Source organism: Pseudomonas fluorescens (assembly GCF_000967965.1).
GTDB classification, from domain to species: Bacteria; Pseudomonadota; Gammaproteobacteria; order Pseudomonadales; family Pseudomonadaceae; genus Aquipseudomonas; species Aquipseudomonas grandcourensis.
On sequence record NZ_LACC01000013.1, the window covers coordinates 183,942 to 195,961 of the forward strand.

Annotated in this window: 12 protein-coding genes and 1 tRNA gene; 9 read left to right on the top strand and 4 right to left on the bottom strand. The window is 56.0% G+C overall.

All coding sequences use genetic code 11. The features are described 5' to 3' along the window. Positions 1–554: 554 nt before the first annotated feature. Positions 555–866 (bottom strand): DUF3077 domain-containing protein, encoded by a 312-nt coding sequence (locus VC35_RS12065; RefSeq protein WP_046040267.1) that lies wholly within the window; start codon positions 864–866, stop codon positions 555–557. Positions 867–1,518: 652 nt separating this feature from the next. Here VC35_RS12065 and VC35_RS12070 point away from each other — a divergent pair. Then, the gene (locus VC35_RS12070; protein ID WP_046040268.1) at positions 1,519–2,544 is read left to right on the top strand and encodes a beta family protein; all 1,026 of its coding nucleotides are present in this window, start codon (positions 1,519–1,521) and stop codon (positions 2,542–2,544) included. Here the strand turns inward: VC35_RS12070 and VC35_RS12075 are convergent. Further along, positions 2,528–3,094, bottom strand: coding sequence for a sce7726 family protein (locus VC35_RS12075; protein WP_046040270.1), 567 nt, complete (start codon positions 3,092–3,094; stop codon positions 2,528–2,530). The two genes, VC35_RS12070 and VC35_RS12075, sit on opposite strands and share 17 nt — an antisense overlap. A gap of 315 nt (positions 3,095–3,409) precedes the next feature. Here VC35_RS12075 and VC35_RS12080 point away from each other — a divergent pair, with 315 nt between their 5' ends. Both VC35_RS12080 and VC35_RS12085 read left to right on the top strand, forming a co-directional pair. Further along, positions 3,410–4,450 carry an ImmA/IrrE family metallo-endopeptidase gene (locus VC35_RS12080; RefSeq protein ID WP_046040272.1) on the top strand — a complete coding sequence of 347 codons (1,041 nt, stop codon included), beginning with the start codon at positions 3,410–3,412 and terminating at the stop codon, positions 4,448–4,450. Between the two features lie 7 nt (positions 4,451–4,457). After that, on the top strand, positions 4,458–5,084 hold the full coding sequence (locus VC35_RS12085; protein ID WP_046040273.1) for a hypothetical protein: 627 nt from the start codon (positions 4,458–4,460) through the stop codon (positions 5,082–5,084). Positions 5,085–5,177: 93 nt separating this feature from the next. Here VC35_RS12085 and VC35_RS12090 read toward each other — a convergent pair whose 3' ends face one another. Both VC35_RS12090 and VC35_RS12095 read right to left on the bottom strand, forming a co-directional pair. Next, a complete protein-coding gene (locus VC35_RS12090; RefSeq protein WP_046040275.1) occupies positions 5,178–5,507 on the bottom strand; it encodes a hypothetical protein in 330 nt (109 codons plus the stop codon). Positions 5,508–5,665: 158 nt separating this feature from the next. Beyond that, positions 5,666–5,750 (bottom strand) — tRNA-Leu (locus tag VC35_RS12095). A 107-nt stretch (positions 5,751–5,857) separates the two neighbouring features. Here VC35_RS12095 and queA point away from each other — a divergent pair. The 6 genes from queA (at position 5,858) to VC35_RS12125 (ending at position 11,964) form a co-directional block, all read left to right on the top strand. After that, complete coding sequence (gene queA / locus VC35_RS12100) at positions 5,858–6,922, top strand: tRNA preQ1(34) S-adenosylmethionine ribosyltransferase-isomerase QueA (RefSeq protein WP_046040276.1); 1,065 nt, start codon at positions 5,858–5,860, stop codon at positions 6,920–6,922. A gap of 14 nt (positions 6,923–6,936) precedes the next feature. Continuing rightward, a complete protein-coding gene (tgt, locus tag VC35_RS12105; RefSeq protein ID WP_185754770.1) occupies positions 6,937–8,052 on the top strand; it encodes a tRNA guanosine(34) transglycosylase Tgt in 1,116 nt (371 codons plus the stop codon). A 43-nt stretch (positions 8,053–8,095) separates the two neighbouring features. Beyond that, positions 8,096–8,434 (top strand): preprotein translocase subunit YajC, encoded by a 339-nt coding sequence (yajC, locus tag VC35_RS12110; RefSeq protein ID WP_007916913.1) that lies wholly within the window; start codon positions 8,096–8,098, stop codon positions 8,432–8,434. A 64-nt stretch (positions 8,435–8,498) separates the two neighbouring features. Beyond that, positions 8,499–10,367: a protein translocase subunit SecD gene (gene secD, locus VC35_RS12115; protein WP_046040278.1), complete on the top strand. Its 1,869-nt coding sequence runs from the start codon at positions 8,499–8,501 to the stop codon at positions 10,365–10,367. 9 nt (positions 10,368–10,376) lie between these two features. Beyond that, positions 10,377–11,291, top strand: coding sequence for a protein translocase subunit SecF (gene secF, locus VC35_RS12120; RefSeq protein ID WP_046040279.1), 915 nt, complete (start codon positions 10,377–10,379; stop codon positions 11,289–11,291). Between the two features lie 121 nt (positions 11,292–11,412). Next, positions 11,413–11,964, top strand: coding sequence for a glycine zipper 2TM domain-containing protein (locus VC35_RS12125; RefSeq protein WP_046040280.1), 552 nt, complete (start codon positions 11,413–11,415; stop codon positions 11,962–11,964). Positions 11,965–12,020 lie beyond the last annotated feature (56 nt).

Here is a 12,020-nt window from a genome sequence, read left to right on the forward strand (position 1 = left end):
CCCGTTCCTGCTGGCGACGTTGACATTGCCATTAGGCTACGACAGCATTTATCCCAATCGCGCCCGATCCTCTGGTGCTGGCTCAGTCCGGCATTACGTTCGGGCCTTCTTGTTTATGGAACATTGAAGTTGCCTAAGCCAGCCCCTCCGAAGCTTTCCTTACGAAACCAACGGGGCTAATTCCAAATACCACTAAACACACAAAACCCCTGTAGGAGCGAGCCTGCTCGCGATAGCGCCAGCCCAGCCACCATCAATGCTGAAGATGCACTGCAATCACAAACCACTCACCACTCGGGCCAAACAATGCCCGTCAGCCCACCGCAATCCATGTAGGAGCGAGCCTGCCCGCGAAAGCGCCAGCCCAGCCACCATCAATGCTGAAGATGCACCGCAATCACAACCCAGTCACCGACTCAGGCCAAATAATGCCTGTCAGCTCACCGCAATCCCTGTGGGAGCGAGCTTGCTCGCGATAGCGCCAGCCCAAACAACATAAATGCCGAATCAACCACCACCATCACAAACCACCCACACCCCACAGGCCTCAAACACTAACCCTCAGCCGTCGCCCCCGCCCGCTTGGCTACCGGCGCACAAGTCCGATCCCGCGTCAGCACCTTCACCGCATCATCCACCAACGCCTTGCTCATCGAAGTCAGATAATGCGCAGCCCAAGCGTGACGGTCAGTGTCTGTGGCATAAGCGGCATCTTCGGTGAGCGTTTTAGCCAGGAACAGAAAGTCGGAGGCCATGGACAACGCATCGCCAAGAGGAACGCCGCGAGTGACATGAAACAGCGCTTGATCCGCGCAATAGATCACGGGCGTCAGGCCGATGGTTTTGAGTTCGGATTGTTCAGTCATTGGCCACCTCCGAGGATGGAGAGGCAATGGGGGAGGGTGTTACGCGATTGGGAATTGCGTAGAGGGGAAAGCCAAATTTCAAACGGATTGATGCTGCGCATTATCCAACTCCTTGATATGAGGAGCTGCCACGTTCGTTACCACACGAATGGGTGACAGCTGTGCGCAGGGTGGTAAACCGGGAATCAAGGAAACCGGCACGCCCGAGGGCGTCCCACGCACAGCCGCCATAACTCACGCCGCAGGCATAAAAAAAGCGCCTGATGACGTGATTGGGGGCGCTGTAGCGCCTTGAATAACTCGGGTTACCACACCCGGCCGCTGAATTGGCAGCGACGGTGGGAGGGTATCGTGCAGATCGTTTTGCTGCAACCCTTGGAGGCTGCTCCTCAGTGGAGCAAGTTGAATGTTGCTGAAAAGTAGTGTTACGAATTTTGCTGTCCGCGCTAACATTTTGAATTTATTGAATATATTTTTGTTTTATTGTGGGGGGATCTTTGCGCTCTCAGGGGGGATGGTTTCATAGGTGGCACAGAGAGACGGTACGTCTTAACTTACATCCTGTTCGCGATAAACATATTGAATCTGTTTTCGTGCGATATTGCTGGCGAAGTGCTATACATCGTTACCCAAACAGCGCCAAGGAGTCGGCATGGCCAAGTTCCCGAACCATCCGCGGTATATACCGGTTATTAAGTGGCAATCATGGGAGCAAAGAGCTCTTGAGAAAATTGATGCCGCAGTCGTAGCTCGCATGCAGCCCTGCATTGAAGTCCGCACGTCCAAGCAGCACCTCTCCATGCTAAGCAAGTTAAAGACAGTCTGGTCGCAAGATGTGCTAGTCGATTACGCAAACCCCAGCGGTCTTCTGACACTTACTCGACAGAACGAGCTGTTAGATTTTCTCCAGCATGCTGTTCAGCACAAGATTCCTGCCTCCCCAGTATTAGGTCCAGCGCATGTCGCCGCGATGGGGCCAAAATTTTTGACGCTGGCTGCCACGTTGCCTTCAGTGGCTATCCGCCTGCGTGTTGGGTCGCTCGCAGTACCGCATGATAAGTTAATCCTCGCCCAAGGTGCTTTTGCCACACTTAAGGCTGCAGGCATCAGTTCCACCCTGATTGTCGATCTTGGGGTTAGCCCGAAAGATTGGACAGCTGCACAGGTCGTTAGCTTCGGGCAGGACCTACGCACGCTAGCAGCCATCGGCTACCAAACGATGCACCTCATCTCAGGGGCATACCCGGCAAGCCTGGCTTCGGTGAAAACTGGTAGTGCGAACTTTAAACGATCGGATTGGGCGTTCTGGAACGATGTAAATGCGATTGTGCCAGATTTGACGATTGGATTTGGCGACTATGGGACACTCTCGCCTGAGTGGACAGAGGAAACATTGGAACTACGTAGCAATCGCATCGCGATTCGCTACACTCGAGATAGCAATTGGTTGATTTTACGAGCTGACGGCAAAACGACGAGTGACTCCATTGCTATCTCTGAAATCCTTGTTAATAACTATTCGAGTGACTTTAAGGGGGCGACGTATTCGTTTGGTGATCTAATCCTTTCTGAGCGGGCAGACCCTCACTTCCCAATTAAGAAGAAGCGCTGCGGTCATTATCATATTACCGAAAGCTGGAGCCACCACATTGCTTACGTTATCAAAGAGCAGTATTAAGTGAGGATTTAGCTCGTTCGATCAGGCACTGCCGAACTTTCTCCTTCAACTCATCCAAAAGGAGAAGTTCGGCTATTTTAGCTTGGATTACGTAGAGGCTTTTGCTCTTGAAACCTCGTGTGATTCCCAGTTCTTCCAAGATCAACAGAGCTTCTGCACGTTTCAATAGTGTGGCTAGCACATTGGGCTCATGACGTTTATTGAGCTTTGCCTTTCGTACCTGCTTAAATGCCTTACCAGCCTCGTTTGGCACCACCATCACTCCCCACCATGGGGGCAGCATAGGCATCGCTTTCTTCAGGTGGCATTCGGCGGTTACGAGCGTGACCTGATCAAATGCTCGTGCATAACGCGAGCCTTGACCTACGAGTCGTTTGAGCGAGTCGGTCGCGCTTTTGATTTCGTAGCAGTGCATGTCCGTTACCTGCACTAGGTCTGCGCGGATCTCACCACCGTTTAGCTCGACCTCTTCCAGGAAGTGGTATGCGTCGCTTGCCATTCCGGTTGCCAAGTGGTGTGTAAGGGCGATTTTGATTTCAGCTTCGCGCATAGTCAGTTCTCAAGGAAGCGGCAATCATGCCGGAAAATAGCCAAGGAGGCTTCCGATTTCCGACGTGACGAAGGAATTGTAGTCGTATCCCAAAGGCTGACTAAACTCATTTTGGGTTGGTGCGGAAGAGGTAAAAAATTGATGCAAATGTTGAAGCTGTTGATCTCCGATCCAACGGGAATCTAAGGAAATGGCCTGCCTCCGCCTGGCACGGCTTTCATAATCAGACTTGCAAGCTTGCATGCCTCCTTATTGCTCATTGCCAGCTGAGCATGGGAAGATAGGTATTGAAAAAAGCGTTAGAGGAGGTCCCTTATGCATGACGCAAAGACTCCAATAACCGTTAAATCCGCCTTCGAAAGCCTCCAAGCCGCCGGATATCCGCGCGCTTATGTGACGAGGCTCCTACCTGATTGGTGGGACAATAGCCTTCTGAAAACCAGCGCTGGAGCGTTCCAATTCGCTCTGATACTGAAACAGCGGCTGGGTCTAGATGTGAATTTCGGACAAGACGGTAATCTGGCGATTGATCCGCGGGCGGCTCATGCTAATTTCAAGCATTTGGCTGGTACCAACGCAGAAGAGCTTAATGTTGCTGCGAGCCTTGGCATAGCATTGGCGCGCTTGGCTGTGTTTGCCACAAATGTGCCATATATCCAGCTACCGGCCGATCCTGCTGCCATCTATGCCAAAATCCGCGAGATGAGCGGTCGACCCACTGTAGATTTCGAAGGCTTGCTGGACCTTTGTTGGTTGCATGGGATTCCAGTGTTGTTCCTTAAGGAGATGCCGAGGAACACCAAAAGAATGACCGGAATGGCGGTGATGGTTGATGGTCGTCCCGCTATTTTGCTGGGCTTTAATTATGCCCAACATTCCAAGCAGCTTTTCGTACTAGCCCATGAGCTAGCGCACATTGTATGTGGGCACGTCCAGGACAATGACGTCTTAGTTGACGAAGACATTGCAGATGTCAGCGAGGGGCTGGAGGGGCGTGCACAGGTCCGGCGTGATGACCAAGAGCGGGAGGCTGATGCTTTCTCACTCAATCTGATTCGAAATTGCCGTATGGACATAATCGGACATATGCCACGCCTAGTCGGATCTGCGGCTGTCTTGGCAGCCGAGGCCTCTAGATTGGGCAGAGAAGCGGGAGTCGATTATGGGCATCTCATCCTATCTTATGCAAAGGAGCGAGATGACTGGATGAGGGCGAATCAAGCTCTAAACTTTATCGAACAGCCTGTCAGTGCGATTAGTCTGCTGCAAGGCCGTTTCATGAGGAATGCTGCACTGGCAGCTATCAGTGAAGAAAGTACCGAGCATTTACTGTCCATGCAGGGAATCAAAGGATAGCCATATATTGTATTTGCTCGATAGTGATGCGGCAAAAAAAATCTGCCAATACCATTTATTACATGAGCTCGCTGGCGCTCTCGACTGCGCTATCAGCGACTTCGCCGTACTGCCTCAGCTCAAATTTCAGTTGAGACTGACAAAGGACGAAAAGGCTCTCGCTAAGTTAGGTACTGAAGAGGCTGTTTCGCTCGCACGAAACCTCGTCGCCTCGGCATCGGAAGTGGAGGTGTCGGCGGAAGCGGCCAATCCGCTACTGCTGCTTAACCGCCCTGATATTGATAGTGGCGAAGCTACGCTTTTTGCCGCTTTGCATGGCGCTGAAGGGGCGGAGCTCCTCAGCGGAGATAAGCGTGCATACGTAGCGCTTTCCAAAGTCGATGGCATGCCTGCCGTAGATGCTTTGTGGTCTCGACTCATCTGCCTGGAAGAGGCAGTATATTTGATTGTGCGCAGCACCGACTTCCAACTGATCTCGGACAAAATTCGGGCACGACCAGAAGTCGATATGGCTATCAGTATCTCTTTTGGGCGCGTAGCCGCTAATTCTCCTGAGACAGTGATCGAAGCTCTTCAGGGCTACATGAGTTCCTTGGTGGCAGATACTTGCGGAAAGTACCTTCTTCCTGACTGACGTGTTGTGTTGTGTTGCGCGGCAGTTTCTAGAAGGGTTGACTAATAATCAACGGTCACAACGGTCACTCTGGTTTACACCTGACTCCTTCACTCATTGAATATCTTTTAAATAATCCTTGAGCGCGATGAGCGGGGCATCAAGCTGCTCCATCGTCTGAATCCCGGGAAATTCACCCGCCAACCTCCGCAACTCCCGCCCCAACGGCTTATCCACACCCCCAACCGCCTCCAACGCCAACCCCACACACTCATCCACCTTCAACTGAATCCCCTCAACATCCCCCCGCCGCACCAGCAACTCAAACACATCCCGCTGGTAGTCACCCATGACCAGATCATCCCGCAAAATCGGGCTCGAACCCTCCGATTCATAAGCCAGTTTTAGGGAGAAGAGGGCGACGGTTTCCAGGTACAATTCCATGGGGGGAATCCTTGTGAAATGTTCCGGCGGTGCGGGTGGTGTGGAAGGGCAGGGTCAAAAGCATCGCCAGCAAGCCGGCTCCTACAGGTCGGTGGGGTGTCAGCCACTTTATCGCAGACGAAAAAAAAGGCCTTGCAAAGCAAGACCTTTCTTAATTTTGGTGCCCCGAGGGAGACTCGAACTCCCACTCCTTTCGAAAACGGATTTTGAATCCGCCGCGTCTACCAATTCCGCCATCAGGGCTCAATGGCGGCGAAGTATAGAGATGAGATAACCGCTGGTCAATCAGGTACATGGAGAATTTTTGATATTTCCGCTAGACTTCCCGGCCCTGCTAGACGAACCCCATCATGCGCGTTGCTGACTTTACCTTCGAGCTCCCTGATTCGCTGATCGCCCGCCATCCGCTGGCCGAGCGGCGCAATAGTCGCCTGTTGACCCTGGATGGGGTCAGCGGCGCCCTGGCACACCGTCAATTCACTGATTTGCTGGAGCATTTGCGCCCCGGCGACTTGATGGTGTTCAACAATACCCGGGTGATTCCGGCGCGGCTGTTTGGCCAGAAGGCTTCCGGCGGCAAGCTGGAAATCCTGGTGGAGCGGGTGCTCGACAGTCATCGCGTGCTGGCCCATGTGCGTTCCAGCAAGTCGCCCAAGCCTGGGTCGAAGATCCTCATCGACGGCGGTGGCGAGGCCGAGATGTTGGCGCGGCACGATGCGTTGTTCGAGCTGGGGTTCGCCGAGGAGGTGTTGCCGCTGCTCGACCGTGTCGGGCACATGCCGCTGCCTCCTTATATAGACCGCCCGGATGAAAGCGCCGACCGCGAGCGTTACCAGACCGTCTACGCCGAGCGTTTGGGCGCGGTGGCGGCGCCGACGGCGGGGCTGCATTTCGATCAGGTGCTGATGGAGGCGATTGCCGCCAAGGGCGTCGAGACCGCGTTCGTGACCCTGCACGTGGGTGCCGGCACGTTCCAGCCGGTGCGCGTGGAGAAGCTCGAAGACCACCACATGCACAGCGAATGGCTGGAAGTCGGCCAGGACGTGGTCGATGCCGTGGCTGCCTGCCGCGCTCGCGGTGGTCGCGTGGTGGCTGTGGGGACCACCAGCGTGCGGTCCCTGGAAAGCGCCGCCCGCAATGGCGTGCTCAAGCCGTTCAGCGGCGATACAGACATTTTCATCTACCCTGGCCGGCCGTTTCATGTGGTCGATGCCCTGGTCACCAACTTCCATTTGCCCGAATCCACGCTGTTGATGCTGGTTTCGGCGTTCGCCGGTTATCCCGAAACCATGGCCGCCTACAAGGCTGCCGTGGACAACGGTTACCGCTTTTTCAGCTACGGTGATGCGATGTTCATCACGCGTAATCCTGCGCCGACTGCCCCTAAAGAATCGGGCCCAGAGGAAACAGTATGAGTCGCACCTGTCGTATGTCTTTCGAGCTGCTGGCCACTGATGGCAAGGCTCGTCGCGGTCGTTTGACCTTCCCGCGCGGTACCGTCGAGACCCCGGCTTTCATGCCGGTGGGCACCTACGGCACGGTCAAGGGCATGCTGCCACGGGATATCGAGGCGACTGGCGCTGAAATCATTCTGGGCAACACCTTCCACCTGTGGCTGCGCCCGGGCACGGAAGTGATCAAGAAGCACGGTGACCTGCACGATTTCATGCAGTGGAAAGGCCCGATCCTGACCGACTCCGGCGGTTTCCAGGTGTTCAGCCTGGGCGCCATGCGCAAGATCAAGGAGGAGGGCGTGACCTTCGCTTCCCCGGTCGACGGCGCCAAGGTGTTCATGGGTCCGGAAGAGTCGATGCAGGTCCAGCGTGACCTGGGCTCGGACATCGTGATGATTTTCGACGAATGCACCCCGTACCCGGCCGACGAAGACGTTGCCCGTATTTCCATGGAATTGTCCCTGCGTTGGGCCAAGCGTTCGAAAGAAGCCCATGGCGAGAATACGGCGGCGCTGTTCGGCATCGTGCAGGGCGGCATGCACCAGGACCTGCGCATGCGCTCCCTGGAAGGCCTCGACCAGATCGGCTTCGACGGCCTGGCTATCGGCGGCCTGTCGGTGGGCGAGCCCAAGCACGAGATGATCAAGGTGCTGGATTATCTGCCGGGCATGATGCCGGCTGACAAACCTCGTTACCTTATGGGCGTTGGCAAACCGGAAGACTTGGTTGAGGGTGTGCGCCGCGGTGTGGACATGTTCGATTGCGTGATGCCAACCCGTAATGCCCGCAACGGGCATCTGTTCATTGATACCGGCGTGCTGAAGATCCGAAACGCGTTCCATCGCCATGATGATTCGCCGCTCGATCCGGCCTGCGATTGCTATACCTGCCAGAACTTCTCCCGCGCTTACCTGCATCACCTGGACAAGTGCGGCGAAATGCTGGGGAGCATGCTCAATACCATCCATAACTTGCGTCATTATCAAGTGCTTATGGCTGGTTTGCGCGAGGCTATTCAACAGGGTACATTGGCCGCCTTTGTCGATGCCTTCTACGCCAAACGCGGGTTACCTGTTCCGCCTTTGGACTGAGTTTACTGACCCCAAGATTCAACATTTGCAACTGGAGTGCTAAATGAGCTTTTTTATCTCTAATGCCATGGCTGACGCCGCTGCACCTGCTGCTGCCGGCCCAATGGGCGGCGGTTTCGAGTGGATTTTCCTGGTCGGTTTCCTGGTCATCTTCTACCTGATGATCTGGCGTCCACAGGCCAAACGCGCCAAAGAGCAGAAGAATCTGCTGAGCAGCCTGCAGAAAGGCGACGAAGTTGTGACCACCGGCGGCATCGCCGGCAAGATCACTAAAGTTGCAGACGATTTCGTTGTTCTGGAAGTTTCCGACACCGTCGAAATGAAATTCCAGAAAGGCGCCATCGCTGCCACGCTGCCAAAAGGCACGCTCAAAGCGATCTAAGTTTCAACTTCATATTCAATCGACGGGGCGCGCAAGGCGCCCCGCGTCATAAACGGGCGGCGTGATGCTGAACAAATATCCTCTGTGGAAATACATTCTGATCCTGGCGGTGCTGGCGGTCGGTCTGATTTATTCCGCTCCCAATCTTTATCCTGATGACCCGGCCATTCAGGTCAGCGGTGCAAGCACTGCGTTGCTGGTCAATCAGGCTGATCTGGACCGTGTAAGCACGGCGCTCAGAGAGTCCGGGATCAACGTCAAGGCTGCCACCCTGGCTGCCAACGGCAAGGGCGGTCTGATTCGTCTGACCAAGGCTGAAGACCAGCTGCCGGCCAAGGACGTTGTACGCAAGGCGTTGGGTGATGACTACGTCGTTGCATTGAACCTGGCACAAACCACCCCGCAATGGCTGCGCAACCTCGCTGCGCACCCGATGAAGCTGGGTCTGGACTTGTCCGGTGGTGTGCACTTCCTGCTGGAAGTGGACATGGACAAAGCCCTCGACGCGCGCCTGAAAGTCTACGAAGGCGACGTCAAGAGCCTGCTGCGTAAAGAGAAGCTGCGCTATCGCAGCCTGCCGCAAGTGGGCGGTGCCATTCAGCTGGGCTTCGCTGATGAAGACAGCCGCGAACAGGCTCGCTCGATCATCCGCAAGAACTTCAACGATTTCGACATTGTTCCGGCCGACCTCAATGGTCAACCGGTGCTGCGTCTGGCGATGACCCCGGCCAAGCTGGCGGAAATCCGTGAATACTCCATCAAGCAGAACTTGACCACGGTACGTAACCGCGTCAACGAGCTGGGTGTTGCCGAACCGATCGTCCAGCGCCAGGGCGCCAACCGCATCGTGGTTGAGCTGCCGGGCGTGCAGGACACCGCCGAAGCCAAGCGTATCCTCGGCAAGACGGCTAACCTGGAGTTCCGTCTGGCTGCTGAGCCGGGTGCTTCGAAAGCCACTTCCGAATCCTTCGAGTTCCGTGAGGGCAAGCGTCCTCCTGCGCTGATCGAGCGTGGCCTGATCATCACCGGTGACCAGGTAACCGACGCCAAGGCTGGCTTCGGCGAGCACGGCACCCCGGAAGTGAACATCCGTCTGGACGGTCACGGCGGCGAGCTGATGAGCCGTGCGACCCGTTCGAACGTCGGTCGCAGCATGGCGGTGATCTTCATCGAGCAGCGTCCGGTTACCACTTACACCAAGCAGATGGTCAACGGCGTCGAGAAAGACGTGCCGGTCCAGAGCTTCAAGGAAGAGAAGAAGATCATCAGCCTGGCGACCATTCAGTCGCCACTGGGTGCTCAATTCCGCATCACTGGCCTGAACGGTCAGGGCGAGTCGTCCGAACTGGCGCTGCTGCTGCGTGCCGGTGGTCTGGCTGCACCGATGTACTTCGCTGAAGAACGCACCATCGGCCCAAGCCTGGGTGCCGACAACATCACCAAGGGTATCGATGCGTCGTTGTGGGGCATGCTGTTCGTCTCGCTGTTCATCATGGCCATCTACCGCTTCTTCGGCCTCATCGCCACCGTCGCGCTGACGGTGAACATGGTGATGCTGCTGGCCCTGATGTCGCTGCTGGGTGCAACGCTGACCCTGCCGGGTATCGCCGGTATCGTGTTGACCATGGGCATGGCGGTCGACGCCAACGTGCTGATCTTCTCGCGGATTCGTGAAGAGATCGCTGCCGGCATGACCGTGCAGCGCGCAATCAACGAAGGCTTCGGCCGGGCATTCACCGCGATTCTCGACGCCAACCTGACCACCTTGCTGGTCGGCGGCATCCTCTTTGCCATGGGCACCGGCCCGGTCAAGGGCTTCGCAGTGACCATGTCCCTCGGGATCTTTACCTCGATGTTCACGGCCATCATGGTGACCCGCGCGATGGTCAACCTGATCTTCGGCGGTCGTGACTTCAAGAAGTTGTGGATTTAAGGGGCTGCCATGTTACGTACAATCAACTTCATGGGCGTTCGCAACTTTGCGTTCGGCGTCACATTGTTCCTTACTGCGCTGGCAATATTCAGTGTCTTCCATAAGGGCATGAACTGGGGCCTGGACTTCACCGGTGGTACGCTCATCGAGCTGACCTACGAGCGTCCGGCCGATGTCACCAAGGTGCGTGAGCAACTGGTGACCGCGGGTTATCACGAAGCCATCGTGCAGAACTTCGGTGCGACCACCGATCTGCTGGTGCGTATGCCTGGCGAAGACCCGCAACTGGGTCATCAGGTAGCCGAGGCCTTGCAGAAGGTTGGCGGCGAGAACCCGGTGACGGTCAAGCGCGTCGAGTTCGTCGGCCCGCAGGTGGGTGAAGAGCTGCGCGACCAGGGCGGCCTCGGCATGCTGATGGCGCTGGGCGGCATCCTGATCTACCTGGCTTTCCGCTTTCAGTGGAAGTTTGCGGTCGGTGCGATCGTTTCCCTGATCCACGACGTGATCGTGACCGTCGGTATCCTGTCGTTCTTCCAGATCACCTTCGACCTGACGGTGCTGGCGGCGGTACTGGCGATCATTGGTTACTCGCTCAATGACACCATCGTGGTATTCGACCGGGTTCGCGAGAACTTCCGTGTACTGCGCAAGGCCAGCCTGATCGAGAACATCAACATCTCGACCACGCAAACCCTGCTGCGGACCATGGCGACTTCGATCTCCACCTTGCTGGCGATCGCGGCCCTGCTGTTCTTCGGCGGCGACAACCTGTTCGGCTTCTCCATCGCCCTGTTCATCGGTGTTCTGGCGGGTACTTACTCGTCGATCTACATCGCGAACGTGGTGCTGATCTGGCTGAACCTGAGCACGGAAGACCTGATTCCTCCTGTCAATACCGAGAAGGAAGTCGACGACCGTCCTTGAGGGAAAAATCCTAATAGGCTGTCATCCAAAAAAGGCGCGAGTTGAACTCGCGCCTTTTTTTGTGCTCCAAGGCTGGGAGAAGCGCGGATACGCTCCGCATGTGATGGTCCAGGAGGTTCATGTGAACAAGTCGATGCTGGTTGGTGCGGTATTGGGTGCTGTCGGTGTGACTGCCGGGGGTGCTGTGGCCACCTACAGCCTGGTTAAAAAAAGCGGTCCTGAGTTTGCTCAGGTTCTAGCTGTTGAGCCGGTCAAGACACAAATCAAGACTCCACGTGAAGTATGCAAGGATGTAGCGGTCACCCGGCAGGCGCCGGTGAAGGATCAACATCAGATCGCCGGTACGGTGGTCGGTGCATTGGCAGGTGGTTTGCTGGGTAACCAGATCGGTGGCGGCACCGGTAAGAAGATCGCCACGGTCGCGGGTGCTGTCGGTGGTGGCTACGCCGGCAACAAGGTGCAGGAAGGCATGCAAGAGCGTGACACCTACACCACGACCCAGACCCGCTGTAACACCGTTAACGACATCAGTGACAAGGTTGTAGGTTACGACGTGCGGTATTCGCTGGACGGCAAGGAAGGCAAGGTGCGCATGGATCGTGATCCAGGCAACCAGATTCCGGTGGATAAGGAAGGCAAGTTGATCCTGTCTGAGAATCAGGCGGCTCAGTGATCTGCTGATGTTGGATAAAAAAGAAGCACCCTGCGGGGTAATGCCGATCAGTTAAG

Bases quoted from the DNA above. Each gene is read 5' to 3' on its own strand.
- VC35_RS12065 (WP_046040267.1), bottom strand. From the start codon at position 866: ATGACTGAACAATCCGAACTCAAAACCATCGGCCTGACGCCCGTGATC.
- VC35_RS12070 (WP_046040268.1), top strand. From the start codon at position 1,519: ATGGCCAAGTTCCCGAACCATCCGCGGTATATACCGGTTATTAAGTGG.
- VC35_RS12075 (WP_046040270.1), bottom strand. From the start codon at position 3,094: ATGCGCGAAGCTGAAATCAAAATCGCCCTTACACACCACTTGGCAACC.
- VC35_RS12080 (WP_046040272.1), top strand. From the start codon at position 3,410: ATGCATGACGCAAAGACTCCAATAACCGTTAAATCCGCCTTCGAAAGC.
- VC35_RS12090 (WP_046040275.1), bottom strand. From the start codon at position 5,507: ATGGAATTGTACCTGGAAACCGTCGCCCTCTTCTCCCTAAAACTGGCT.
- queA (WP_046040276.1), top strand. From the start codon at position 5,858: ATGCGCGTTGCTGACTTTACCTTCGAGCTCCCTGATTCGCTGATCGCC.
- tgt (WP_185754770.1), top strand. From the start codon at position 6,937: ATGTCTTTCGAGCTGCTGGCCACTGATGGCAAGGCTCGTCGCGGTCGT.
- yajC (WP_007916913.1), top strand. From the start codon at position 8,096: ATGAGCTTTTTTATCTCTAATGCCATGGCTGACGCCGCTGCACCTGCT.
- secD (WP_046040278.1), top strand. From the start codon at position 8,499: ATGCTGAACAAATATCCTCTGTGGAAATACATTCTGATCCTGGCGGTG.
- secF (WP_046040279.1), top strand. From the start codon at position 10,377: ATGTTACGTACAATCAACTTCATGGGCGTTCGCAACTTTGCGTTCGGC.